General features: G+C 61.6%; 15 protein-coding genes. All 15 read right to left on the reverse strand.

The window, feature by feature from the left end:
• Positions 1-263: 263 nt before the first annotated feature.
• On the reverse strand, positions 264-497 hold the full coding sequence (locus QZR30_RS25490; protein WP_046070338.1) for a hypothetical protein: 234 nt from the start codon (positions 495-497) through the stop codon (positions 264-266).
• Entirely contained in the window at positions 497-8,482 is a 7,986-nt protein-coding gene (locus QZR30_RS25495; RefSeq protein ID WP_311904504.1) for a two-partner secretion domain-containing protein, read from the reverse strand. Before QZR30_RS25495 ends, QZR30_RS25490 begins: the two co-directional genes overlap by 1 nt.
• A gap of 31 nt (positions 8,483-8,513) precedes the next feature.
• Positions 8,514-10,232 carry a ShlB/FhaC/HecB family hemolysin secretion/activation protein gene (locus QZR30_RS25500; protein ID WP_311904505.1) on the reverse strand — a complete coding sequence of 573 codons (1,719 nt, stop codon included), beginning with the start codon at positions 10,230-10,232 and terminating at the stop codon, positions 8,514-8,516.
• Positions 10,233-10,700: 468 nt separating this feature from the next.
• Complete coding sequence (gene pgaD, locus QZR30_RS25505) at positions 10,701-11,183, reverse strand: poly-beta-1,6-N-acetyl-D-glucosamine biosynthesis protein PgaD (RefSeq protein WP_043049161.1); 483 nt, start codon at positions 11,181-11,183, stop codon at positions 10,701-10,703.
• A gap of 2 nt (positions 11,184-11,185) precedes the next feature.
• On the reverse strand, positions 11,186-12,526 hold the full coding sequence (gene pgaC / locus QZR30_RS25510; RefSeq protein WP_311904506.1) for a poly-beta-1,6-N-acetyl-D-glucosamine synthase: 1,341 nt from the start codon (positions 12,524-12,526) through the stop codon (positions 11,186-11,188).
• Between the two features lie 3 nt (positions 12,527-12,529).
• The gene (gene pgaB, locus QZR30_RS25515; RefSeq protein ID WP_059398179.1) at positions 12,530-14,533 is read right to left on the reverse strand and encodes a poly-beta-1,6-N-acetyl-D-glucosamine N-deacetylase PgaB; all 2,004 of its coding nucleotides are present in this window, start codon (positions 14,531-14,533) and stop codon (positions 12,530-12,532) included.
• Positions 14,534-14,545: 12 nt separating this feature from the next.
• Positions 14,546-17,026 carry a poly-beta-1,6 N-acetyl-D-glucosamine export porin PgaA gene (gene pgaA / locus QZR30_RS25520; RefSeq protein ID WP_311904507.1) on the reverse strand — a complete coding sequence of 827 codons (2,481 nt, stop codon included), beginning with the start codon at positions 17,024-17,026 and terminating at the stop codon, positions 14,546-14,548.
• 300 nt (positions 17,027-17,326) lie between these two features.
• Entirely contained in the window at positions 17,327-18,823 is a 1,497-nt protein-coding gene (locus tag QZR30_RS25525; protein WP_056847275.1) for a YdgA family protein, read from the reverse strand.
• Between the two features lie 252 nt (positions 18,824-19,075).
• A complete protein-coding gene (locus QZR30_RS25530) occupies positions 19,076-19,708 on the reverse strand; it encodes an NADH:ubiquinone oxidoreductase subunit N (RefSeq protein WP_311904508.1) in 633 nt (210 codons plus the stop codon).
• A gap of 81 nt (positions 19,709-19,789) precedes the next feature.
• Positions 19,790-21,232, reverse strand: coding sequence for an efflux transporter outer membrane subunit (locus QZR30_RS25535; protein ID WP_046070331.1), 1,443 nt, complete (start codon positions 21,230-21,232; stop codon positions 19,790-19,792).
• Complete coding sequence (locus tag QZR30_RS25540; protein ID WP_071493232.1) at positions 21,229-22,119, reverse strand: efflux RND transporter periplasmic adaptor subunit; 891 nt, start codon at positions 22,117-22,119, stop codon at positions 21,229-21,231. The genes QZR30_RS25535 and QZR30_RS25540 overlap by 4 nt, the downstream gene beginning before the upstream one ends.
• Positions 22,116-22,325, reverse strand: coding sequence for a DUF1656 domain-containing protein (locus tag QZR30_RS25545; protein ID WP_003187469.1), 210 nt, complete (start codon positions 22,323-22,325; stop codon positions 22,116-22,118). The genes QZR30_RS25540 and QZR30_RS25545 overlap by 4 nt, the downstream gene beginning before the upstream one ends.
• On the reverse strand, positions 22,322-24,400 hold the full coding sequence (locus QZR30_RS25550; protein ID WP_046070330.1) for an FUSC family protein: 2,079 nt from the start codon (positions 24,398-24,400) through the stop codon (positions 22,322-22,324). Before QZR30_RS25550 ends, QZR30_RS25545 begins: the two co-directional genes overlap by 4 nt.
• Positions 24,397-24,816: a MarR family winged helix-turn-helix transcriptional regulator gene (locus tag QZR30_RS25555; RefSeq protein WP_046070329.1), complete on the reverse strand. Its 420-nt coding sequence runs from the start codon at positions 24,814-24,816 to the stop codon at positions 24,397-24,399. The genes QZR30_RS25550 and QZR30_RS25555 overlap by 4 nt, the downstream gene beginning before the upstream one ends.
• A gap of 387 nt (positions 24,817-25,203) precedes the next feature.
• Entirely contained in the window at positions 25,204-25,626 is a 423-nt protein-coding gene (locus QZR30_RS25560; protein WP_177342325.1) for a hypothetical protein, read from the reverse strand.
• Positions 25,627-25,665: the final 39 nt, after the last annotated feature.

Genomic DNA, 25,665 nt, shown 5'->3' on the forward strand with positions numbered 1-25,665 from the left:
GTTTATAGCTTAGCCGCCCATCAACAGGCCAACCAAATAGAATAATTACAAAAAATAAATCATATTTTTAAAGAGCAACTCTGCTGAACTCTAAAAAACGCAAAAACGTGGTCTGACCCCTATTCTTCATATTTTGCTCAATAAGGATATCTATTACTCTAACGAACAAAAAGGGGACAGATTTATTTAATAGCTCCCAGCGCAAATTAAAATAAATCTGTCCCCTTTTCGTCCTTCTCCGCTTTTCTCCATTTTGAGCTCTGTCAATCCATAATCCTAAGCTCTGAGATCAAATCTAAAAATTCAGTTTCTGTCAGCTCAAACTCTTCCCCTTCTTCCATTGCCATCAATGAGAGAAGTATTCGATCCATCGGAGGAGTGATCTCTAATCCATGACGTTGATAAATTTCAAACGCAAATTTAGAAATCTTAAACACGTCGAACCCTGCGGATAATTTTTTTTCAAGATCATTAGCAAGATCATTTTGTGTGTACATTATTTCCAACTCTTCAATTCTGCACCTGTAGGCGGATAATGCTGTGCACTCACAGGTTGCCCATTAATGCTCTTAGGATGCACCCGAATTACGTTCCCTGCATGATCATAGCTTTCCATCCACTGCCTAGTGGCGCCAGTTGCAGGGTTATACTCAGTTGCGAAAGAAGCACCTCGTGTAGCACCCTCTGTTCGAGCGGGTACTTCCTGCGTGTAGTACCGAATTCGGCCATCCGGCAAAGTCTTCGTGATAGCCGCATTTTCCTGAGCTTTCTGCAGCCCTGAAAGCTTGCCTCTCAAAGCAGCTTGGGCGTTAACGCTAGCGGCCTCGCTTGAGATTGCCGTCGTTTCCTTGGCTACTCCAACCTCAGCGCCAATAACTTTCCCAGCAACCTTACCCGCACCTCCCAACCCACCGCCAAACATCATGCCAACCATTTCGGAATGATCACCCTTCATGGTTTGCTGGACCGCGAGGCGCGTGTCGTCCTGATTCTTATCTTGGAAGCCCCGAACGATAGACTGTTCTGCTTTGTTGAGCCCGCCGCTCTGGTCATATTTATCCAGCGCTGCATTACCCGCCTCCACGTCCAGGCGCTGCGCATTACAACTCGTAGGATCATCACACTTCAGCAGCGTAATGCCAGTTTTCTTATCACTGATTCCTGCGTACTTAGTAGCTACATCGCTACGGCAGGATGAAGGGCTGGCTGCCCCACGGCACCCTTTCAAATCCTTAACCAAATCATCAACCTCATGGTGATTTAGGTAGTTATAGGCCGTGGCATTTTTCGCGATTTCAGCACCTTTCTGCACGTCACCGTCAGTCGCACCAGCGGCCGCAATTCCGACCAATTGCGAAGCGGCTAGCAACAACGCTGGATCGCCATCTACCACTTTCGCCAGTGAGGTTACCAGTGCTTCGTTAGCTCCAGCAGCGAGAGCGCCCGTAGCAAAACTGCCGCCGCCAGCTTCACTCAAAAGCCCGCCAACCAAAGCATGCAGAGCGATTTTTTGAGGCCCTGATTCTGACCATTTTTGGCCTTTCGAGTAATCGCCTACAGCGTTAAAGGCGACCGCTTGCAACGTGCTCTGCAACTGCGACCGTAGGGAACTACCGAGATTGTCTCCAAAACTACCGCCTTGAATAGCAGTGCTTAAACTTGCTTGGGCAACTCCTTGCGCCCCCGAATAGACGGCAAACCTACCGATGTCAGACGCGGAACTGAGGTCAAACCCTTTTGTAATGTGATTGACGTTGTCGCCAGTTACACCAAACGCAGGATCAAGCACGCCAGCGGTAAAACCTGCAGCTAACGCCCCAGTTGCATACCCCTTCAAGGCTTTGCTTGACGTAATGTCTTGAAAAGTTGCACCGATGTTTCCGCCGTTATTGATGAAGCTGACGGTGCTTCCACTGGCAACTGAAGTTAACGCAGCAGTTGCCATAACGTTGCCCCAACCGGCTGCTGCGGTCCCAACCGCCGTACCAGCTGAGACCATAGCCGAACTGCCTGCCGCAGCCATTGCCGTACCAGACCCGGCACTGGCACCCGCAGCAGCGCCCGCGACGCTACTTGCGGCCCCAGCCGTCAAAACTGTCACTACGATGATGATCGCCAGCATGGCTCCTTGGCCTAAGCTGGAATGGCTGTACTTGAACGAATCATGCAGTTCCTGCACTTGCCGCCAATCCACATCCCCACGCTTCTCGGCTTCTTTCAACCAAGCCAACTGTGGGTCTGCTTTGACCATCACATCAATCGTCTGGCTAACCGTGTTCTGATCAATCTGTTTAATGTCGATCTTCAGCCCGTTAACCGCCTTGATCGCCAACTCACCCTGTGCCTTCAACTCACTTTGACGCAACGTCTCGTCGGTATTCCCCTTGCCCTTGGCGCTGGTCCAAGCCAGGTCACCCTTGCTCTTCTCGTGGCTCTCCTGGTGCAGGTCCTTGACCGCCTCGAAGGTCACTGCGCCGCCACTGGTGATGGCCAGGTCCTTACCACCCTCAAGCTTGGCCCGCTGATACAACTGATCACCGCCACTGACCAGTGACAGATCACCACCAGTCTTGATCTCAGTCCCCACATTCGTGACGTGGGTCACCTCATCACGTTTGGTCTTCTTCGCGCCCCAGCCACCCTTCTCCTTCATGTCGTAAAGGCTGTAGGTGCTGTTCTGCGCCGCCAACAAACTCAACTTATCCCCGCTATACAGATAAGCCTCATTCCCCGCACTGATCCTGCTCGCCACGATCGTGGTGTCACGCCCGGCCTGGCTGACAAAATCCCCACCTGCCGTCAGTACGCTCGCCACTTGAGTGGTCTGGTCGTCCGAGGTCTTGATGCGTTTTTTGCCGTCCTTTTCCTTGCCCTCAACGTTGTGCATGTCGCTGACCGAGGCGACGTTGAGGTCGCGGCCGGCGGCGATGTTGAGGTCTTTGCCGGCGGTGGCGGTGCTGCCGATGATGTTGACGTCTTGCCCGGCCTGCATGTTGAGGTTGCCGCCCGCCGTGACGCTGGCGGCGAGGTTTTTGACGTCGGTGGTGATGCTGGATTTCTCGCCGCCGTCGCGGGTCTCGTGTTTGACGCTGGTGTCGCTGGCGGCGATGAGGTTGAGGTCGCGGCCAGCGGTTAAGTTAGCGTCGTTGCCAGCAGTGAGTGCGCCTCGGTTGGTGAGGTCGCGGCCGGCGTCGATGGCGAGGTTTTCGCGGGCGACGATGGTGCCGGCGCTGGTGTCGGTGAGGGTGCGCATGCCGACGCCGTCACGCACCTGGATGGCGGTGGTGTCGTTGGTGATGTCGCCTTTGAGCGCTGTGAGGCTGACTTGCTTGCCGCGAATTTCGCCGGCCATGGCGTTGCGGATGCTGTCCTGGGCCAGCAGGTTGAGGTTGTTGCCAGCTTCGACCAAGCCGCCAGTGTAGATACTGCCGCTGCTGATGGCAGAGAGGTTGTTGCTGGCGCGCAGGGTGCCGACGTTGATCAGGTCGCCGCCGGTGACCAGGTTGAGGTCGCGGCCCTGGATCAGGCTGTTGCCGCGCACGTTGCGCGAGTCGGCCTGGGCCAGGTACAGCACCGGCACAAGGACGGTCTGGCCGTCGATGACGCGGTTTTCCATCCACACGATGTCGTGGGTCAGGGCGCCGACTTGCTGGTCGGTGAGGGCCACGCCGAGGCTCAGGCGCAGGGCGTCTTTGCTGGCAAGACCGTTGTCCATCAGGTAGCGGAATTGGTCGGCGTCGCTGTAGAGGCCGCCGGCGAGGAAGCGTTGGCCGGTTTGCGCGAGTACGGCGTCGCGGATCAGGCGGGTTTCGTACTGGCCGTCACCGAGGCGGCGCCAGGCGTCGTCGGAGGTGTAGCCGAGCTTGCCGAGCATGTAGTCGGAGCTGAGGAAGCCGGATACGGAGGCGAACTCGGGGTTGGTCTCGATCAGGTAGTGGCTGGTGGGGTCGGCGCTCTTGACGAACAGGCCGTACTCGCCCTTGGGCAATTGGAAGGTGGGCGAGGTGGTGGGGTCGACCGGGGCGAAGGCGGTGCCGGTGTAGTCCACGGGCACGAAGCCGCCGCCGGGGGCCACGCCCACGACGGGTAACACGCTGCCTGGCGCCTGGGCGCTCGGGTCGTTGGCGTGTTTGCTCAGGTTGATGTTGATGCCGCCGACGGGGATACCGGTCTGGTCGTCGCCGAGGGTGCCGGTCAACTGGGCCAGGGTGTTGTTGTGCAGCGTGCCGTTTTGCAGGGTGCGGGCGACGTTGAGGTTGACCGTGCCGCCCGCTTGCAGGGTGGCGTCGTAGCCGGGGCCGCCGTTGTTGGTCCAGGTGGTGACGTCACTTGCGTAGGCGAAAGGCCGGCTATTGGGTGAGCGGCTTTTCAGTTCTTCGAAGCGCGCCTTGTCGAAATTGCCAGCCGCCGTGGCCGCATTGAACGCGGGCACGTCGACATATCGCATGCGTTCGAACAGATCGTCGGGAACGTGCCCTGGCGTGCTGATGACAAGCTTGCGCTGGCCCGTGCGCGTGGCCGCGCCCTGGTTGAGCAGGTCACCGGCGGTGATGCTCAGGTCGCCATTGGCGGCCATCAGGCTGTAGCGGTTCTGCACGTTGTCGCCTTGCAGCAGCATGTTTTTGCCAGCCACCAGGCGCGCCGCGACCGAATCCTTTGTTGCCGCCTCAAGGTACGTCTCGTAGATGGTGATCTCGCCACGCTCCCAGTTGTCGCTCTCGTCGCAGTGCTGGCCACAGACCCAATACAGGCTGCCGGTGGTCAGCGTCTGGCCGAGTTCGAATTCGTCTTTGGCGTTTTCGATGAAGCCTGCATTGATGCCGATGGAGCCTTCGCTTTCCACGGTGCCGGAACGGTTGCTGAACAGCACGGCGCGCCCGCCATCGCGGGCGGCGAAGCTCAAGTTGCCTTTGCTGTAGACGTCGCCATAGCTGTTGCTGAAGCCATTGCTGCGCAAGGTCATGTCGCCGCCGCTGAACAGCAGCGTATCGGCAGCATTGGTAATGCCGTTGACCGCCGTGAGGTTCACCGCGCCCTGGGCACCGAGGGTGCCACGGTTGTTGATTTGCGCGGCGGCGATGTCCAGTTGCTGGCGGGCGGTGAGGAAGCCGAGGTTGTCCAGGGTGCCGCCCAGGGTCAGGCGGGCATTGGTGGCGGCCAGGCGGCCGCCGTTCTGGCTGAGGTTGTTGGCGCCGACGGTGAGGGTTTGCAGGGCCGAGACGCGGCCGCTGTTGGTCAGGTCGCCGGTGGTGATGCTGATGTCACCGTCGCTGAGCAGTTCGCCGCCGTTGTCCAGGCTGGCCACGTTGAGGACCAAGCCCTTGGCGCTGGCCATGCGGTCGCCGGCCTTGAGGGCCAGCCCTTGGTCGCTCTTGTAGGTGAGGACTTCGTTGAGCTGCACGCGGCCCAGGCCGTCGACCTTGCCGAACGCCCAGTCGGCGGTGCCCATGGCATTGATGCTGCCCTGGCTGCCCGTGAGGCTGGCGGTGTTGAGGCGGAACAGGCCGGTGCCGGCGTGCTGGATCTGGCCGGCCTGGTTGTTGAGGCTGGCGGCGTCGAGGCTGAAGGCCTGGCTGCCGAATTCGAGGGTGCCGTTCGGGTTGTTCAGCGCACCGCTGAGGTTGACGCTGCTGGTGGCGCCACCGAGGGCGCGCAGTTGGCCACTTGCGCTGTTATCCAGGCTGCCGCCGTTGAGGCTCAGGCCCTGGTTGGCTTCGATCAGGCCGCCCTGGTTGGTGAGGGTGGCGCGTGAAGTCAGGTTGAGCTGGTTGCCGCTGATCTGGCCGCCCGCACTGTTGTCGAGGCTGGCGCCGCTGACGGTCACTTGTTCTTTGCCGAACAGTTTGCCGCCACGGTTGGCGAGGGCTTCGACGGTCAGTTGCAGGTTGCCGACCAGGCTTGCCATCAGGCCGCCGCTGCCGTTGTTCACGCTGTCAGCGGTGACGGTCAGGCTGTCGCCTTGCACCGTGCCGCCCTGGTTATCCAGGCTGGTGGTGTGCAACTCGGTGAGGGCGCCGCCGCTGAGGATCAGGCCCTTGCGGTTGCTCACATCCTGGCCGCTGTAGTTCAAGCCCCCGGCGCCGGCCAGCAGTTGGCCGTCGTCGTTGTTATTCAGGTGCTGGGCGGTGATGTCCAGGCGCTTGCCGCGCAGGGTGCCGCCGTTGTTGTTGAGAGTGGTGAGTTGCTTGACCAACACACTGCTTTCGCCCGCGTCGATCTGGCCGCCGACGTTGGTCAGCAGGTCGCTGACGTTGAGCACCACGTCGCCGCCATCGCTGACCAGCGCGCCCTTGTTGCTGTTGTTGAAGCTTTGCGCCGTCACATCGACGGTTTGGCCGAGCAGGATGCCAGCGCTGTTGTCGAAACGTTCGCCGCGCAGTTGCAGCAGGCCTTCGCTCTGAATGCGGCCTTGGGCATTGAGCAACTGGCCCGGGCCTTTGAGCAGCAGGCTTACGCCCTGGGCGCCACCGGCCAGCAGGCCGGCGTTGCGGTTGTCGAGGCCGGAGGCGCGCACGTCGAGTTGGTCACCCAATACGCGCCCGGCGCGGTTGTCGATATCGCCGCCAGCCACGTCGAGCAGCAGTTGCTTGCCGACGATAACGCCACTCTGGTTATCCAGGTTCGCGGCGTGCAGTTCGATATTGCCCTGCCCGGCCTGTAAGCGGCCCTGGGCGTTGTTGAGCTGTTGCGCGGCGGTGAGGGTCAGCTTGCCGGTGTCGGCGCTCAGTACGCCGCCTGCGTTGCTACCGAGGGTGCCGGCGTTGACGTTGAGGTCAGTGCTGGCCTGGGCGAAGCCCTGGGCATTGTTGAAGCCATTGGTGACGGCGAGGTTGAGCGCGCCGCCGTCGGCCTGGATCAGGCCCTTGAGGCTGTTGTCGAGGTCGCTGGCATTGACGGTGGCGGTCTTGGCCACCAGCACGCCGTTCTGGTTATTGAGCTGGCCGGCGTTGACCGTCAGGTCGTTGGCGATGACTTGGCCGCCGCTGTTGTTCAGGTCGGCACTGGTCAGCACCAGGCTGCCACCGGCCATTTCGATACGGCCCTGGCGGTTGTCCAGGGAGGCGCTGTTGAGCGTGGCGGCCTGGCCTTCGCCGAAGCGAATCAGGCCGCCAAGGTTGACGATGGCCGGCGAGCTGATCGCCAGGCTTTGTTCGCCGAACAAGCGTGCGCTGGCGCCCTGGTTGGTCAGTTTGGCGCTGCTGACATCGACGGTCTTGGCCTGGATGATCGCGCCCTGGTTGGTCAGCGCCTGTGCGGCGGTGATCGCCAGTGCGCGGCTGGCCAGCAGGTTGCCGCTGGTGTTGACGGTCTGCGCATTCACCACCAGATCGCCGGTGGTGTTGCGGCTGTTGTCGGGGGCAACGCCGGCTTCGATGATGCCGGCGTTAGTCAGCGTGGCCGCGTTGAGTTCGATGCGTTGGCCGGCGGCCACGCTTTTCTGGTTGACCAAGGCTTGGGCGCTGGTGACCTGCACGCTGCCGTTGGCGTAGACCTTGTCGGTGAGGTCGACGTTTTGCGCAGTGACCTTGACGTTACCGGTGGTTACCGTTTGCGCCATGCTCAGGCGCCCATTGGCATCGAGCTGAATGTCGCCGCCACTGGCCGCCAGGGTGCCGTCGAGCTTCACGCCCACACCGGCTTCGGTGCCCACCAGTTTGATCGCGCCGGCATACATGCCGCCAAGGGCCGAGGAGTCAATCGCCAGCTCAGGCTTGGCGCTGCCGTCGTCGGCGCGGGGGGTGGCCTTCAGACTTTGCGCATCGACGTCGTTACGGCCGGCGATCACGTTGAGTTCGCGGGCGTTGATCTGTGCGTTGATCTTGGCCGAGCGGGTGATGATGTCGAAGCGCTCGACGTTGCTGGCGTTCAAGCCCTCGCCGTCGATGGTCACGGCGCCGCCATCGACCTGGTAGCGCTGCAGCTGGCCGTTCTGGTCGATCACCGGTTTGCCGGTGGTCAGGGTGACATTCGGGGTGTTGATAAAGCCGCAACCGCTGCAGGTGATGCCATAGGGGTTGGCGACGATGACCTTGGCCGACTGCCCCGCCACTTCGGTATAGCCGCGCAACTGGCTGCGGCTACCGCCGTTGACTTCGTTGAGGATGACGCTGGCCGCGCCGCCCTTGAGGTTGGGGTTGCCGACGATGTAGCCGCCCAGCTGGGTGTTGACCATGGCGCCGTTGGCGTTGTTGAGGATTACGCCATTGGGGCCGACGTTGTAGTCCTTGAACTGGTTATGGGACAAGCCCGCGCCATTGGGCGTGGCAATGTTCACCACGGGCACGCCATTGCCCGCCGCACCCACGGTGGTGCCCGGCGCACTGACCACGATGCCCTCGGCCTGGGCCAGCAGCGGCTGCCAGAACAGCGCATTGGCCAGGATCAGCACCAGCCCGCGCTTGGGCAGGCCGAAGAACGAGTTGCGCGGCTTCAGGGCAGCAGAAGGTTGGCGGGCCAGGAAGGCAAATTGGCGAACATCCATTGTCAGTTTCTCGTTGCAGCGGGGCGTTGAATTACAGGAAGAAATCCATGCGGAAGTAGATCGGCGCTTCGCGCTCGGTGACTACACCGGGTCTTTCCAGCGAGTGGGCAAAGGTCACGCTGGTGCTGACGTTTTTGCCGCGGGCGAACAGCTCCAGGGAGTTGCTGGACACCCGGCCATGGACGTTGTCGTTGTAACGGTCGTTGCGGATCACGCCCTGGTCATAACCGACGCTGGCGCCGTATTCGAAGAAGGCCGGGCGCATCCAGTCGAGGGTCACCGGGCGCGCCCAGCGCACTTCGTTGCGCCAGTAGCCGCCGCTGTCGCCGGTCAGCAGTTGGTCCTTGAAGCCGCGCACCGAGGCGGAGCCGCCGAGACTCATGCGTTGGGGCGAGAACAGCGGGTCTTCGCTGCGTTGCCCGGTGGCCAGGCTGCTGAAGCTGAACGACTCGCCCCACAGGCTGAAGGGTTGCAGGTAGCTGACGGTGGCGGTGTATTTGCGGTAGCGCGAATTCGGCTGGCGCCGACCGATGGAGTCACGCTCTTCCTGAGACTGAGCGTCGAACAAGCCGATGCCGTTCTGCATGCCGAGGTCGAGGTTGACGAAGGCATTGCCGATACGCCGCCCGTGGTTGATGCCCAGTTGCAGTTCGCTGAGGCGGTTGCTGCTGGGCGCGGTGCGCACATCGAGGACGTAGTTGTTGGTGCGCAAGTGCGCCAGGCCGACGTTGACCGAGGTCTTGCTCACGTCATCACGGTGGATCACCCGCTCGGCGCGCAGTTGGTGGTTCTGGTTGTCGCCGTCCTGCTTGTATTTGTAGTCGTCGGTCCTGCCGTAGGTGCGGTAGTCGCTTTCGCTGTAGGTGTAGCTGAAGTTCCACCAGCCCCACGGCACGTTGTAGTAGAGCATGGTGTTTTTCGAGGTTTTCTGGTGGTCGCTGATCGCATCGTGGCCGCCGCGCAGCGTCAACTGGTCGCCCAGGCCCAGCGGGCTGTCCCACTCAAGGCCGGCGCCCCATTGCTGTTCGCCGGTGCTTTTCTGGCCGTCGTTATTGCGCGACAGGCTGGCGCGCCAGGGTTTCTGCGCGGTGTTCTTGACCACCACGTCGCTGCCGCCGACTTGCTTGCCGGGGGTGAGTTCCATCTGCGCCTGTTTGGACGGCAGGCGGTTGAGCTGGTCCACCAGTTGCTCGATCTCGCGCAGGTTCAGCGCCTCGCCGACCTTGCCAGGAAAGGCCATGGCCAGTTCGCGATCGGTCACCGTGCTGCCTTCGGCGCTGCGCAGGGCTTCGAGCTTGCCTTCGACCACCAGCACTTGCAGGTGGCCGCTGGAGAGGTCTTGTTGCGGCAGGTAGGCGCGGCTGGTGACGCGGCCTTTGCCGAGGTAGTAGTCGGTGATGGCCTTGAGCAGTTCGTTGAGCTGGGACACGCCCAGGCACTGGCCGATATAAGGCTTAAGCAGGCGCTCGCGGTCGGAGGCCGGCAGGCTGTCGGCGCCTTTGAGCTCAATGTCTTTGATCGGGAAGCAGCGGGTGTCGGCGGGCGTTGCCGGGGCTTGGGGCTTGTCCGCTTTACCGGGCAGGTCCTGGAGTTCCTGGAGGCGCCGCTGTTGCTCTTCGAGCAGGCGGTTTTGCCGGTCGCGGATCAGGTCCTGGTCACCAGGCGTGGGGGCGGCGAATGCGCTGTTCAGGCTCAGGCAAGTGAGCAAGGCGCATACAAGAAACCGAGTCCGTGGCAATAGTGAGGACATGTTCGATCCATCGAAAATCAAGGGCCGGCAAACTAACATCGAACTTCCCGCTAGCCTAGAAACTGGCGAAGTTGGGTCTTTCGATGGGTTAGTCTTTTAACCTATTGATTATTAATAATAAATTTTCATCAAAAGAGTCTTGGCCGGGCACACGGAGTGATTATTCCGACAAGTGGCGACTATTTTGATGGCGATTAGACGAATGAATTTTTGATTGCCATTATTTAGCCATCAAGTTTCGTCGAGATAGGTTAGTACCGAGGAAGGGAGAAAAGTTCGCGGGGTTTTTGTGAATTGGATCCCATTTATCGGAATTCCAGGGAGGGGGCTGAACCACTGCAATTAATGGGCTGGAAATCTTACATGTGGGAGGGGGCTTGCTCCCGATCGCGGTGTGTCAGTCATATATAGGGTGACTGACACTCTGCTATCGGGAGCAAGCCCCCTCCCACATTGGGTACTCCTAGGTCAGCCAATGCCCTTGTCTTTGTCAGTGCCGGGCACCAGGGCCAGGCCGGGGCGTTCGACGTCGCGAGAGACATGGGACTTCACGTCTTCCACACCGCCCTCCTCGTTATTGTGGATCACCAGCACGCCGGGTTTGCGAAACTGCTCCAGGTGGCCATCGCCCAGGTTGAAGCTTTCACTCAAGTGCTTATCGCTCAGGGCATTGGCCTCGGCGCGGCGCTGGGCAAACTGGCGGCCGCGGCGTTGTTGATAGCGTGCCCAGCCGATCAGGATCAACGCATTGAACAAGGCGATCCACAGGTAGATCTGCAAGGTGTTGAGCGCGGCAAAGATCGGCGCTTCGATGCGCGGGCCGCCATGGGTTTCGAGCATGGCGCCGATACCACGTGCCAGCAACCAGACCAGCCCGCCCCAGGCCAGCAGGGTCAGCAACACATCGATGATCCACATCACAGGGCTTTGGCGAGTTCTGACCAGTTTCATGCTCACGCCTCCTCTGCGGCAGGTTTAATTCCGCGATCCGGGCTGACCCAGCGTGCGCGCTTCTGATGCTGGTTGAACAACACCTTGGGAAAACTCACCAGCGTGGTGAACAGGCTCACCAGCCAGAACACCATCGGGTACCACACGGTCCAGAACAGGGTTTTCCACAGGTCTTTTTCGTAGCGCCGGTCGATCAGGATACTCACCGCAAACTGCAGCAGGCACACCATCGCCAGCACCAGGCCGGTAAACGCGGGCGGCACCAGGGAGTCCACGGTAATGGCCGCCGGCAGGGTGACGAATTTCCCCATGGCCCAGAAGACCACCGAAAGCAGGAAGGTAAAGGCCCAACCGGTGGACAGGCAGTACTCGAACAGCAGCGGCCACAGGTAGCGATGGCGCCATTGCCAGATGCCACGGATGTTCTTGAATAATACTTCGGCGCCGCCCTGGGCCCAGCGCAGCCGCTGCTTCCACAGGCCGCCGACGGTCTCGGGCATGAGGATCCAGCACAGCGCACGCGGCTCGTAGAAGATCGACCAGTGATCCAGTTGTAGCTTCCAACTGACATCGATGTCTTCGGTGATCATGTCGGTGCTCCAGTAGTCGATGCGGTCCAGCGCCTTCTTGCGAAACGCCACCACCACTCCCGAGACCGTGAAGATTCGCCCGAACACCCGCTGGGTACGCTTGATCAAGCCGATGATCGAGGAGAACTCGCCCACCTGCACCCGGCCGATCAAGGTCGAGCGGGTACGGATACGTGGGTTGCCGGTGACGGCGCCCAGGCGCGGGTTGTCGAGCATCGGCGCGACCATGTAGGCCGCCGCGTTTTTGTCGAGCAAGGCATCGCCATCGATGCACACCAGGTATTCGCTGCGCGCAGCCACTGCGCCCATGCGCAAGGCCACGGCCTTGCCCTGGTTCTGCGCCAGGTGCAGCACGCGCAGGCGTGGGTGTTGCAGCGCCAGGGCGTCGAGCACTGCGGCGGTGTTGTCGCTGGAGCCGTCGTTGACGGCGATCACTTCGATATTCGGGTACACCTGGGCCAATGCGGCCGCCATGGTGTCGGCGACGTTATCGCCCTCGTTGTAGCAGGGAATGATGATCGAGATCAGCGGCTCGCCGGCCAGGATCGGCGCAGGCGTGTCTGCCTCCCACGGCCAATGGCGCTCCCAGTGCAGCCAGAAGTACAGCCCGCCGGCGATCCACAGCGCCGACATGAACAGCGGGTAGAAGAACACGAAGTCCATCAGGAACTGCCCGGTCACCAGGAAGATCAGGCCCAGGGGCAAGCCCAACACCAGTGCCAAGACGAATATAGCCAGGATTCTGTCGATCATGATCTAAGGATTCCACTGGTTGGAAAGAGCCGGACGTATGGTCTTCAAGTCCGGGGAGTTCTCCAGGAAGTTGTCCGGGTAGTAGCCGAAACTGGTGACGCCCTGGCGTTTGAGTACACCCATCCATTGCGCCAATTGCGTAGCGCTGATATCCGGCGCGGCCTTGGTGCGCCAGTCTTTGGCTTGCAGCTCGAAGATGGTTTTATCCAGGGCGCCGGGGCGCGCCTTGACCGTGGCTACCAGTTTTTCCAGCCAGGCATTGGAGTCTTTGAGCGACTGGCCTTCCATCAACGGCATGGCCATGGGCGCCGTCCAGTCATAGGTCTGGAGGAAGTCATCAAGGTTCTGCGCGAACCAGGCTTCGCTGCCAGGGTTGAGCATCGGCTCGGCGAAGATATTGCGCGCAGTGAGTATCTGCGGGCCGCGAATAGCACGGACCTTGACGGTCAACTCGTTGGTGAAGTCGATCAGGTAGCGGCTCTTGAAGCGCGTCCAACGTTGCATCAGCGCAGGGTCGGCACGCAGCGCGGCGATGTTGTCCGGCAGGCCCTGTGCGGCGTAGGCCTTGAGTGCGGCGGGGCTGGCGTCTTCAAAGTCGCTGAGCAGCGCATCGTCGTGGTAGAGCACGCCGTCGATGGCACTGTTGCTGGTGCGCGCCAGGTCTTCATAGATCTCGCCAATCATCTGGCGCACTTTTGGGTCGAAGGGTGACAGGCGCTGGTATTGATCCGGATCGGTGCCGACCTTGCCGGTTTGCGGGTCCCAACGGGTGACGCGTGGCAGCTTGGAATCGAGGGCGAAACTGAGCACCGGCATCCATGCAAACACGCTGGCGTGGGCACGGGTATGCAGCTGCCAGGAGACACGGTTGAACAGGTCGGCACGCATCGGCAGGTGGCGGTTCGGGAAGTACAGCGAATGCACCAGGCCATCGCCCTTGGGGTCGGCGTAGGCTTGCAGGAACACGGTGACTGCGCCCATATCCACCACGCGCTGCACCAGCACGTCGAGATTGTGCGCCTGCTGGACCGGGTCGGGGTCATAGACATGATCCAGGTCCACGTGCAGCACGCGCAGCGGCGCCTTGGCCTGCACCGCGACCATGCTGCTGGCGAAGTGTTCGCCATCCGGGTCGGAGGCCACCAGGAAGCGCGGGCTGTTCATCAGCTTGTTCGAATCATCCAGGCCGTCGTCGAGCGTCAGCGCCATCTCATAGCCGTGTTCACCCACCACGGCCAGGGTGGTGCCGTCGGCCGCGCCGTAAGGCCACACCCACACCCGCGGCGACTTGCCGGTGACGGTACGGATCTTGTTGGAGATGGCCGCGACGTCCGTGCGCATCCGTGCCTGGAACTGTGCTTCGGTTTCGTAGCGACGGGTCGCCGGGTCATAGCGACGCGTGGTGGCGGCCGGCTCCAGGTTGCCCTGGGGGTTGGCGAGAATGCCTTTGTGATTGGCGTCGGTATGGGCGGCGATTTCCACCAGGCCCGACTGGGACACTTCGCGGATCTGCTGCCAGGTCAGGAAGTCGCCCCGCGCCCGTGGTGTGCCGGCGAAGTCCACCGGCTGGTTCAGCGGCGTATCGATCCAACTGCCCACCGGCGCCAGCACGGCAGGCCAGTTGTAGGCCCGTAGGATCGGCATCACGCGGGTGTAGAAGCTGGAATAGCCGTCATCGAAGCTGAGCATCACGGCCTTGGGCGGCAGCGTCGGCCCGCCCCGGCGCGCAGCGAGCACTTGGTCGACGCTGACCGCCTGGTAGCCGTTCTCTCGCAGCCAGGCCAGTTGCTCGATCAAACGTTCGGTACGCACCGCCACCACGGCCTGGTCGGGGTCGTTGTCCGAGACGTCGTGGTAGGCAATGCCCAGGAAATGGTTCTTCGGCCACGGCGCTTCGCTGGCCAGTATCGGCCGCTCGGCAGGTGGAACGAATGGCGCGGGTTGCTGGGCGCAGGCGGCGGCCAGCATTACACCCAGGACCAGAAAGCAACGGCTGAGGAGGGTCATGGTCAGGCTCTTCTAGAAACGGTAAGTGAGGTCGAGGAGCAGGCGCAGATCACGTTCGCGCTCGCCGTCATAAGGTCGGCTGACCAGGCTCAGGTTGGCGCCGGCTTCCAGCACGTCATTCCAGCGAAAGCGTTGGCCGTAGCCGATCAAGCCAACGCCACCGGTGGAGTAATCCTTCTGGCTATAGGTGCCTGCGCCGATCTGGAACTGCTGACTCCACTGGGTTTCGTAGCGGTGATAAAGCACATGGTTGACGTTAACGGTGGGCAACACGCTGAAGTCGGACTTGGGGTTGAAGTAGATGGTGTCTTCCTTGCTGTTGCGGCTGGCACCGACGTCCAGGCCCAGCTCCACTTGTACTTTCGGCGAGCTATAGATGCCTTCGCGGCCCGTGAGCAAGGCCTCGACGCGGTCGTTGCCATCACTGAAATGGGACGGGCTGACAGTCAGTTTCCACTCGCGGCTTTCATTCGCGCGCCAGCGGATAAAACCGCTGCCGCCGTTGGCCGTGACCCCATCATTCAACGCCCGTAATGGCGTGGTGTTAAGCAGATAGCCAAGGCTGCCGCCGTACTGCCAGTGGTCGTTGATGTCGCGGGCGATCGACACGCTCGCGCCTTGCTTTGAGCCATCGCCATAGGAATGGTTGGACACCTCGGCTTCGATGGTCATGTCGCGGGTGCGCCGCTCCACACCCACACGCTGCCAGCGGTGATGGCCGGTGCCTTCGGCAAAATCGGCAGTGCCATAGCCGACGCCGGCAAACACGCGCCAGTCTTCGTCGATGGGCGGGGTGTAGATCACACTTTCTATGCCCCAGTCGCGGCTACCCGACACCGCGCCGGCTTCTTGGTTATTGCCGCCACCGAAGCTTTTACCGGTGTAGGCTTCCACCCGCACTTCGGCCATGTCGTGCACATCGCGCAGGCGCTTGAGGCGCTGTACCTGGCGGTTGTCCGGGGCACGGGCGACAACGTCATCGGTGAGCAGATCCAGTTGCCGCCATTCCTGCAGGTCCAGCGCGGTGAAGCCTTGGGACATTTCTACACCGATGTCACGGGGGCTCTGGTTTTCAGTCTCCTTGAGGGAGTCCTCAGCGCGCCTTGGCCATTCACGGGCCCGGTACATTTCCGCCTGTGCCAGGCGCACACCGATGCTGCCGGGGGCTTTGCTGCCCAGGTCTTCCAGGCTCTGTTCGCTGGCATCCAGGTCAGCCCCATAGGTGCCGGCCTGGGCCGCCAATTGCTGGGCGTCCATCCACTCGTCGTTGGGGTTGCCAATGGGCAGGCCCTTGAGTTCGAGCCGAGGCTTCTCGGTGCTTGCCAGCTGCGTGGCGACCGCACGCGCCTCATCCACCTGGTCGTTTTCCAACAGGGCGTAGAACAGAGCAGTGCTGTCTTTGACGTGATCACCAACGTCGGCGTCCGCTGCGGTCAGCGCCTGGCGGTACAGCGGCGCGGCTTTTTCCGGCAGACGCTGATCGAGGTAGGACGCCGCCACCCAGCGCACGGCATAGGTCGGCAATTGCACGCCCTCGGCCGTGAGGGTTTCGTACTCGCGGATCACCTCAGCCGTGCGTGCCCGCGCCTTAAGCGCGCCCAGGCGGTCAATGCGCCAGCCCACCACGTCGTCGTGGGCAGTGGCGTCCGGGCCCCAGCGGCTGATCAATTTGTCGTAATCCTGCAGGGCGCGATCAGCGATGACATAGCGCTCCTTCTCAGTACGCGTGGCGAACTCGGCCATGCGCACGCGCTCGGCGGCGAGGTCGCCTTCCAGGCGGCGCTGGGTCACCGCATCCACCAGGCCGGGGCGCTTGGCCGACAGGCGCAGGGCGGGCTCCGGCATACGCGCCTTTTGCAGGGCGACGATGTATTCACGGGCCACTTCCGGCTTGTCGCCGGCGCGGATAAAGGCTTGGTCGAACTCGAACAGCGCGTCGTAGTTCAAGCCGGCACGCGTCAGCGCATAACCCAGGGCCATGCGGCGGTTGGGGTCGTTGGGTTGCGCCGCCACCATCGTGCGCAGGCGTTGCACCGCCTCATTGGCTTTGCCGCCATCGGCCTGGGTCAGGGCTTGGCCCAGTTGCAGGTCGACGTTATTCGGTTCACGCAGCAACCCCTGTCGATAGACCGCCTCGGCCTGGGCCCACTGCTTTTGATTACGATAGGTGCGCGCCACTGTGGCGAGCGCCTGGGTGGTGAGGTTGCGATACTTGCCTTGTGCCTCGTACACCTTCAGCACTTCGGCGTCTTGCCCGGCCCAGCCGGCGATCACCAGGTGGTCGCTGACCTGGCCTGGGCTCTGGCGTTCGGCGGACAGTTGGCGCAACTGGGTCAAGGCGGGCGTGAAGTGACCGTTGCGGGCCTGGATGATCAGGGCGTCGTAGGCAGGGTCAGCCACGGCATAGGCCGGCATCAGCAATGGGCCGCACAAGGCTGCTCCAATGAGCAGTCGCAACTGGCCTGATGCACTGAGTGGATGGATTCGCAACATGTCGTCGGCTTCCTTACAAGGAAAGCTGCAACGATGGGTGATCCTGAGCGTTGTGCATCAGGGTGTCGGCGTCTCGGGACCCGACCTAGCTTTCCTGGGCGAACTATCCCTTAGCGATGTCAGGGGAAGGGCAATTCAGAACAATTGTTCAGAATTGGCTGACAGGGATTTCTTGCCAGGCACGAATACAAATGTGGGAGGGGGCTTGCTCCCGATGGCGGAGTGTCAGCAGTATATTTTTTACTGACCCACCGCCATCGGGAGCAAGCCCCCTCCCACATTTTTTAGCGCATTCCAGGCTTACTGGGCGCCGCTTACTGCACCGACCTTGGACATCACAAAGCTGATGAACTGCTCAACAGTCATCTTCTGGCCGTTGAAGGTCACTTCATTGTTGGCATAGTGCAGCTTGGAAACCACATCGGTGCCCACCAGGGTCGCCAATTGGGTGCCGACCGCCATGCTGCTGACCATCTCGGCCGCCATCTGCGATTGCTGCTCGATGGCCTTCGGGTCAGTCACGCCACCGACCTGGGCTTGCAGGGCCGCCACGTCGCTGATCATCGGCTTGGACAGGGTCAGGTTGGCATCCAGCAGCGCGACCATTTGCTTGCCCAGTTCAACCGGCGGCAGTTCCATGGACGTTGGCTTGGCCAGGTCGACCACCAGGTTGAATTTGCTTTCGCCGTGGGTGGTTTTCAACGACAGGTTTTCCACCGCCAGTTGCGGCTTGGCGGCCAGCACCTGGTTGACATTGGCTTCGGCCAGGGTCTGCTCGGCTTCGGTCAATTGCAGTTCCGGCACTGGTTGGCCAGCAGCGGCTGCGGCTTGCACCGGTTGCATCTTGTCCTGGTAGAGCTTGGTCAGCACCAGCATCGCCGGGATATCGACGTTCTTCATGCTCACGGCCATGGCGGCCGAACCGACAGGTTTGCCCTGGTAACCGATCTCGTCGATCTTGTAGTCGACGCGGCCGGCCAGGTTGTTGTCCTTGGCTTGGGTGGAGTCTTTCTGCTCGAAGCCCTTGAGGGTCAACACGGCTTTCTGCGGGCCGAAGGTGACCTTGGTGTCGGTCAGCTCCACGGTGTTCTGGCCGGTGTAGAACCCGAAGGTGGATTTCTCCAGGTTGCTGGCCACGGTCAGGCCGGCCAGTTCGGCTTCGAACGGCGCGCCGTTGGCATCCACCGCGGCGACCTTGAGGCTGTTCATGAAACCGTCAGCCTTGACCTTCTGGCCTTCGGCGCTGCTGTCGAAATCCAGGTTGGCGCCGGAGAAGCTCACCGAGGAGGTGTCGTCCTTGAATTCCAGGGGCAGCAATTCGACGTTGCCACTGACCGAGCGGCTATAGCCGATATTCGCCACGCCTTTGAGCGGCGACACGTCTTTGGCGGCAGCGAACCATTTTTCCGTGGTGGGGTTCTTTTCCAGTTCGTAGTGACTGGTGGCCATGACCGGCAGCCATTTGAGGGTCACCAGGCGCGAGAAGGGCAGCGGGCCGTGCTCGATGTGGTCGACGAACAGCAACTCGGGGTTCGGGTTGTCTTCACCGAACACGCTGCCCTGGCCCTTGAGGCGATAGTGCGCAGTGCTGCTGAACACGCCACGGTCCAGGGACACCAGCTCCAGGGCCAGGGTGCCGTCGACGCCGGCCATGGAGGTCTGCAGTTCTTTGTTGGCGTTCTGGATCGCGGTCTGCAGGACCGGCTCCAGTTGCTTGCCGGTGTACCAGGCACCGCCCGCACTGACGGCGCCGATGGCGACAACAAAACCCAAGAAAACAACGGCTGGCTTATTCATGAAGTGACCTGATCAAATCCTGTGAGAAGTGGGCTGTCTTCCTTGAACCCCGACGGGGTTCCTGTAGGAGCGAGCTTGCTCGCGAAGAACGCATAGGCAACGCGTTTATCCAGGATGCACGCGTTATCGTTGACGTCTTTCGCGAGCAAGCTCGCTCCTACAGTAGTGGCCCGTAGGGCCGAAGGCTGGGGAAGATTAGCACTGGCGGGCGCAAACGGCCCAACCTTTCAGAGGCATCAGTTCAGGCATGGTTCAGGAGTACTCCAGCTCAATTTCATCCAACTGGTGATCAAAACTCTTCAAGCGAGCGGTCCAGGTGTACACCAACACCTCAAACTCGCGGTGTATCACGGCATTGCCGGGAGTGTCGGCCTTGGGGTCGCAGAATTCCAGCTGATAGCGCTCACGGGCCATTTGCGTGGCCACATCGGACAATTCCCGCGCGTTATTCAGCCAGTGCCTACCGTCGGCTACCTGTCGATCCAGCAGCACGCATTGTTTTTTCAGGACTTCGAGGCTTTTTTCCAGCGGGGTGCCGGTGAGATCGCCCATGACTTCCTGGAAGGTGCGCCCGGGCTGCCAGTAGCTGCCCCAGAAATAGCGGTCGAACACGGTTTCGACCCGGCGCAGGGCGACCTTGGTGTCCCAGATCGCGACGCGGGTCTTGCCTTGCTCGAGGAGCTTTTTCTTCACCCGTTGATTTTGGTAGGAGGCCCAGGCAACGACGCCGATGGACAAGGTGCCGATCACCAGGCAGGCGCTGTCGAGGAACACCATGGCCTTGTCGAGTTGATGGGCGAGCATGACGCCATAGAAATACGCGGCCGATAACAGGACCAGTGCGAAGAGCACGCACCAGAAAGCGGGAGCATAAGGGTTTTTCATTATTGGAATCCCCATGAGCAAACGCAAACTTTGTCGGGTGAAGCGTCACGGCACCTCCCCTGACAAAGCATAGCAATCACCTCACGGTTTGCCGGGTTTTGTACCTTGCGTTCGTCCGCTTTCCCAACCGCCGCCCAAGGCCAGGAACAGATCGATCTGGCTCATGGCAACCTGGGTGTTGGCCGCCGCCAGTTGCGCGCGCATTTCGGTGTAGGTGCGCGTGGCTTGCAGGTCGGCCAGGAACGATTCGCGGCCGGCCTGGAAGAAGCGGTGGGTCTGGTCCGCTGCCTGCCGCGCGGATTGTTCGGCTTCGGCCAGGGCGTCGCGGCGCTGCAACACGGCGGTGTATTGCGCCAGGCCGGTCTGGGTTTCGCGGATGGCGTTGAGTACCACGCCGTCGAAGTGGGCCAGGGCGCCCTGGGTCGCGGCTTCGGCTTCATGGATACGCGCGCGGGCGCCGTTGGTCGGCACCGTCCAACTGATCATCGGGCCAAAGCCCCAGCGGTTGGTGGCCGGTGTGCCGAGGTTTTCCAGCAGGCCCACGGTGCCTACCGTGGCGCCGATGCTGATATCCGGGTACAGCGCGCCGGTCGCCACGCCGATGCGCGCGGTGGCGGCGGCCAGTTGGCGTTCGGCCTGCCGCACGTCGGGGCGGCGCTTGAGCAACGTGGCGCCATCGCCTACCGGCAGCAGTTGGGCGATGTGCGGCAGCTCGGCGCAGCTATTGGTGCCGGCCGGCAGCTGGTCCACCGGTTTGGCCAGCAGCATCGACAATCGGAACAGCCCGGCCTGGCGCGAGGCCTCGTAGCGCGGCATATCGGCACGCAGGGATTTGTATTGGGTTTGCGAACGGGTCACCTGGGTTTCATCGCCGCGCCCGGCATCGCGCAGGCGCTGGGTCAGCTTGGTGCTCTGGGCTTGCAGGTCGAGAGACTGGTTGGCAATCGCCAGCTCTTCGTTGGCCGCGCACACCTGGGTGTAGGAACGCACCACATCGGCCACCAGGGTGATGCGGGCGATATCGGCAGCGGCCTGGGTTGCATCTGCGCTGGCCTTGGCACTTTCGATGCCGCGCTGCAAGGTGCCGAACAGGTCGAATTGATAGGAAGTGGTGATACCGACGCTGCCGATATTGCCGACCGGGACTTTGTCCGGCAGCAAAAACGCTTCGCCGGATTCTTGCAAGCGCTGGGCCTCAGCCTTGGCGCCGGCACTCCAGCCGCCAGCGGATTCGGCTTGCTGCACCTGGTAACGCGAACGCTGCAGGTTGGCGGCGGCCACGCGCAGGTCGGTGTTGGAGGCCATCGCCTGCTGCACCAGCTGGTCCAGGCGCGGGTCGTTGTACAGCTTCCACCAGTCAGCCGGCACCGGCGCCGAGACCACGTTGCTGCCCTCACCCATGATCGGCCCTTGCAGGTCGCCACGGTTGACTGCGGCCTGTTCCGGCAGTTTGTAATCCGGGCCTACCACTTGGCAGGCCGACAGCAACAACCCCAGGGAAGCGGTTGCCAGAAGCCGCTTCATGGTTTGTCCCCGTCTTTAACTTTGTCGTCGATGATCGACACCGTCGCCGTACGCCCGGCGATCATGCGAAAGTCCGCCGGCACATCATCAAAGGCGATGCGCACCGGGATCCGCTGGGCCAGGCGCACCCAGCTGAACGCCGGGTTGACGTTGGGCAACAGGTTGGAGCCGCTGCTGCGGTCGCGGTCTTCGATACCGGCGACGATGCTTTGTACATGCCCATGCAGGCGAGCGTTGTCGCCGATCACGCGGATGTCCACGCCCATACCGACATGGATGCCGTCGAGTTTGGTCTCTTCGAAGTAGCCGTCGATGTGGAAGGAATTGCTGTCCACCACCGACAGCACCGGGCGCCCGGCGGTGACGAACTCCTGGGTGCGCGGTGCGCGGTCGTTGACGTAGCCGTCCACGGGGCTGCGGATCACCGAGCGGTCGAGGTTGAGTTGGGCAGAGTCCACCGTCACCTGGGCTTCGGCCAGGGCCGATTGGGCGCGGGCCACGCGGGACTGGCTTTCTTCCAATTGCTCGCTGGGCACCAGGTTGCCGAGGCCACGGTTACGCTTGTACTCGCGCTGGGCCTGGGCCAGGGTTTCCTGGCGGTCAGCCACGGCGGCCTGGGCTTGGCGCAGGGCCAGCTTGAAGCGGTCCTGGTCGACGGCAAAGAGCACCTGGCCCTTGGTCACCAATTGGTTGTCGCGCACGTCGACGCGTTGGATCAGCCCGGACACGTCCGGGGCGATCTGCACGATGTCGGCGCGGATGTGGCCGTCACGGGTCCAGGGCGCAAACATGTAGTACATGACCATGCGCCACACAACGACGACCGCGAAAGTCACGATCAACAACGTCAGGACGACACGGCCGATAGTCAAAAAAGGTTTTTTCATGTCATCAAATATCGACTGAGTGAGTCCACCGCGCCCAGCAACAGCGCGTACAGCCCCACATTGAACAATGCCCGGTGCCAGACCAGGCGATAGAAGTGCATGCGCGTCAACAGCCCGTGCACCACCAGAAACAACACATAGGTAATGCCCATCAGCACCAGCAGCGTGGGCAGGAACACCCCGCTGATATCCAGATCACCGATCATAAAGGCGCTCCATCGGGTAGCGGCGCTTCCATTTCCGTGCCGCCAATGAATTCCACGCCAGGCAACAGCGCCAGGCGCAGGCCGGCCAAGGCATGCAGCAGGTGCAGGCGGGTGTCGTCTTCGTCTTGCAGGCCCTGGCCGTTGAGGGCGCGGCGCGTGCGGTCCAGGGTCATGAGCAGACCGCTGGGCGCGGGTAAGCGTTCACCGGCCTTGAGGCAAGCCTTGAAGTAACCACCCACGCCTTCCACCACCTGGTTGAGCAGCACCCGTGGCACGCCGAGGATGCGCGGCGAGTAGGCCAGCAGGTCGAGCAGGTTCAGCGCTACGCGCAGGTCGCGCAGGGCGCTGCCGGTGTCCTGGCCGGTGAGAGCCAGGCGCGGCAGGTGCTGCATCAGGCGGTCGAGCATTTGCGCGGCCATGTGCCGGTGTTCGTTCAGGGTTGCGGGCTCGGTCAGGCCAACGATGTCACGCCAGCTGAAACGGGTCAGGCGCTTGGCCGCCAGTTCTGCGCCGAAGGGCCGGGCGATCAAGGTCCATACAAACGCGAACAGCAGGCCCACCGGCCCGGCCAGGTTGACGTTAGCGAAGTTGAGGAAGTCGGCGTCATAGGCGCCCTGGATGCTGATAAACGACGAGGTGTTCACCAGCGTCAGCAGCATGCCCAGGTAGAACCTTGGCTGCACGGTAAGCGTGCCGATGCAGATAAACGGTACGGCAAAAGCCAGCACCAGCATGGGGAAATCGTGCAGGTTGGGCAGCACCAGGAACAGATACAGGCTGGCGAATAGCACCGACATGGCGGTCCAGAAAAAGAACCGGTAGATCTGCGGCGCCGGGTCGTCCATCGAGGCGAAGAAGCTGCAGGCCACGGCGGCCAGGATCACGGCGCTGCCGCCATCGGTCCAGCCCAGCAGAATCCACAGCACCGAGGCGACTATGATCGCGGTGACGGTGGAAAACGCCGAGTAGAACATCAGGCCACGGTCAAGAAACGGCGTGAGCCGGCCCAGGCGCCAGTGGCGGTAGACGGCGCGCCAGGTGTCCTGGCTTTCGCACTGGATGGCGGCTTGCAGGCTGCGACAGTCTTGCCACAGGTCGACCCATTCGCCCAGGCGGTACAGGGCGTTGGAGAACAGCAGGGTGTGGCGGTCATCCAGCGCTTCGCCCTGGGGTTGCGCGGCGTCGATCTTGTCGCGCAGCACGCGCCAGCGATCCAAGGGCGCTTGTTCGGTGGTGCTTTGGAGCCAGGCATTGGCCTCTTCCAGCAGCGGCGTGAGCTGATCAAGAAACTCAGGCGCACGGTGTTCGATGGCATACACCGCGTCATCCAGCGCGTCGATCACCGGCAGCAGGTGAATCATGCGCCCGCGCAGTTCTTTGGTGTTGCGCACCGTTTGCGGCCGCGCGCCTTCGTGGGGCAACTGGCCGATCATCAACTCAAGGGTGTTGAAGGTGGCGACCATGCCGCCGCGCAGGTTGCTGACTTCTTCCGGGTCGACCTTGCGGCTGAGAAAGCGCTGGCTGTAGACCTGGGCGTCGCTGAACCACTTGGCCACCGAGCCATCGAACACCGGCATCAGGCGCCGTGGCCAGAACATTGCGCCCACCACCGCCGCGACCGCGATGCCAAGGAAGATTTCTTCGGTACGCGCCTCCGCCACATCCCAGACTGCCAAGGGGTTATCCACCACTGGCAGGGCGATCAGCGGCAAGGTATAGCCGGCCAGCATCAGGGCGTAATTATTGGCCGTGCGCAGGTGCATGGAAAGGAACAGCAAGGTGCCCGTCCACAACGCGATCACCACCACCAACAGGTAAGGTGACTGCACGAACATCGGCACGAACAGCACCGCCGCCGCCGCGCCCATGAAAGTGCCGATGGCGCGGTACAGCGCCTTGGAACTGGTGGGGCCAACAAACGGGCTGGAGACGATATACACCGTGGCCATCGCCCAGTACGGACGCGGCATTTGCATCAGCATGGCGATGTACAGCGCGATCATCGACGCAGCGAATGTACGGACCCCATAGAACCAGTCGCGGGCAGGCGGGAAACCGGTAAAAAATCCGCTCAAGATGACACAGCCTCGGCCGCCTCGAAGGCCCGCAGCACGCGCAATGCGGCTTCCAGATCCGGGGTGGCGATATCCGCCAGGACTTCGTTACGCAGGCGCACCAGTTGCGCCTCCACCGCCTGCACCAGCTCACGGCCACGCTCGGTGAGACTCAGGGCCTTGGCGCGGCGGTCGTGGATGTCTTCGGCGCGGCACACATAGCCGTCGCTGCACAGCCGGTCGAGCAGGCGCACCAGCGACGGGCTCTCCATGCCGGAGGCCTGGGCCACCTTGACCTGGTGCACACCGTCTCCCAGGCGGCCGATCATCAACAACGGCACGGCGCAGGCTTCGGAGATGCCATAGCTCACCAGCGTGGTCTGGCAGATTTTGCGCCAGTTACGGGCGCCCACCACCATGCTGCTGCTGAGGTTCATCTGGAGTTGTTCGAGGGATTGAGGCACTGGATAGTTCGCATACAGTTAGTTTGCTAACTATTAATATGGTGGAGGGACGAGTCGTCGTCAAGTTTTGAAACAATTTCTCGATGGATGGAGCGATTCAGCGGCATCACCGCAGGACGAATGTGGGAAGGGGCTTGCTCCCGATTGCATGGGCCAGCCACAGATGCATTTACTGACACGCCCTCATCGGGAGCAAGCCCCCTCCCACATTTGGATCAGCGTCGGATGTGGGGGGCTATTTTTCAGCCTGACCCTCCAGGCGACGCTGGGTTTCGCCCATCATGTCCTGGCCATTGCGCAGCGAGACCCATGCGCACGTGATTAGATGATGGAGTTTTGGTTGCCAAGCCTATTGGCCGGTCAGGATTTTTTGCACCAACGCCATACGCTCCAGACCTTAACGACTTCAGAGATAACCACTAGCACAGCCATCAACACCAGGTTGTAGTTAGGAACAAGCTGAGCGCCTACCAGCAACAGCGAAACAGAAGGCACGATAAAAGCCAATCGCAAGGGTGTTTGAAGGTAAGTAACCCACCTCACCTGTTCATGTCCGAGGAAGAGCAGTACGCAGGAGATCAGGATCGAAACTTGCAGCAGCATGGCAATGCCGAGCATGTATAACTGCCCACGACTGTGATCACGCAGCACCCATAAAGCATTTTCAATATCACTTAAATAGGGAATCCTTCCCTCTATTGCGCTTGCTACTGTATACCGAATTAGATAAAGGGCATCCATGGCTCCCCAAAACCAAAAAACATGCATGCGCGTCAGTTTCATGTTGTGTCCAGAACAGGTAGCCAGCACCTGTTAATAACG

The organism is Pseudomonas sp. rhizo25 (genome assembly GCF_031931935.1).
In the GTDB taxonomy this organism is placed as follows: domain Bacteria; phylum Pseudomonadota; class Gammaproteobacteria; order Pseudomonadales; family Pseudomonadaceae; genus Aquipseudomonas; species Aquipseudomonas synxantha.

What these genes read in the sequence shown, in the direction of transcription:
- QZR30_RS25560 (WP_177342325.1), bottom strand. Translation starts at nt 25,626, where the DNA reads ATGAAACTGACGCGCATGCATGTTTTTTGGTTTTGGGGAGCCATGGAT.
- QZR30_RS25525 (WP_056847275.1), bottom strand. Translation starts at nt 18,823, where the DNA reads ATGAATAAGCCAGCCGTTGTTTTCTTGGGTTTTGTTGTCGCCATCGGC.
- pgaB (WP_059398179.1), bottom strand. Translation starts at nt 14,533, where the DNA reads ATGACCCTCCTCAGCCGTTGCTTTCTGGTCCTGGGTGTAATGCTGGCC.
- QZR30_RS25490 (WP_046070338.1), bottom strand. Translation starts at nt 497, where the DNA reads ATGTACACACAAAATGATCTTGCTAATGATCTTGAAAAAAAATTATCC.
- pgaD (WP_043049161.1), bottom strand. Translation starts at nt 11,183, where the DNA reads ATGAAACTGGTCAGAACTCGCCAAAGCCCTGTGATGTGGATCATCGAT.
- QZR30_RS25545 (WP_003187469.1), bottom strand. Translation starts at nt 22,325, where the DNA reads ATGATCGGTGATCTGGATATCAGCGGGGTGTTCCTGCCCACGCTGCTG.
- QZR30_RS25530 (WP_311904508.1), bottom strand. Translation starts at nt 19,708, where the DNA reads ATGAAAAACCCTTATGCTCCCGCTTTCTGGTGCGTGCTCTTCGCACTG.
- QZR30_RS25495 (WP_311904504.1), bottom strand. Translation starts at nt 8,482, where the DNA reads ATGGATGTTCGCCAATTTGCCTTCCTGGCCCGCCAACCTTCTGCTGCC.
- QZR30_RS25500 (WP_311904505.1), bottom strand. Translation starts at nt 10,232, where the DNA reads ATGTCCTCACTATTGCCACGGACTCGGTTTCTTGTATGCGCCTTGCTC.
- QZR30_RS25540 (WP_071493232.1), bottom strand. Translation starts at nt 22,119, where the DNA reads ATGAAAAAACCTTTTTTGACTATCGGCCGTGTCGTCCTGACGTTGTTG.
- pgaC (WP_311904506.1), bottom strand. Translation starts at nt 12,526, where the DNA reads ATGATCGACAGAATCCTGGCTATATTCGTCTTGGCACTGGTGTTGGGC.
- QZR30_RS25535 (WP_046070331.1), bottom strand. Translation starts at nt 21,232, where the DNA reads ATGAAGCGGCTTCTGGCAACCGCTTCCCTGGGGTTGTTGCTGTCGGCC.
- pgaA (WP_311904507.1), bottom strand. Translation starts at nt 17,026, where the DNA reads ATGTTGCGAATCCATCCACTCAGTGCATCAGGCCAGTTGCGACTGCTC.
- QZR30_RS25555 (WP_046070329.1), bottom strand. Translation starts at nt 24,816, where the DNA reads ATGAACCTCAGCAGCAGCATGGTGGTGGGCGCCCGTAACTGGCGCAAA.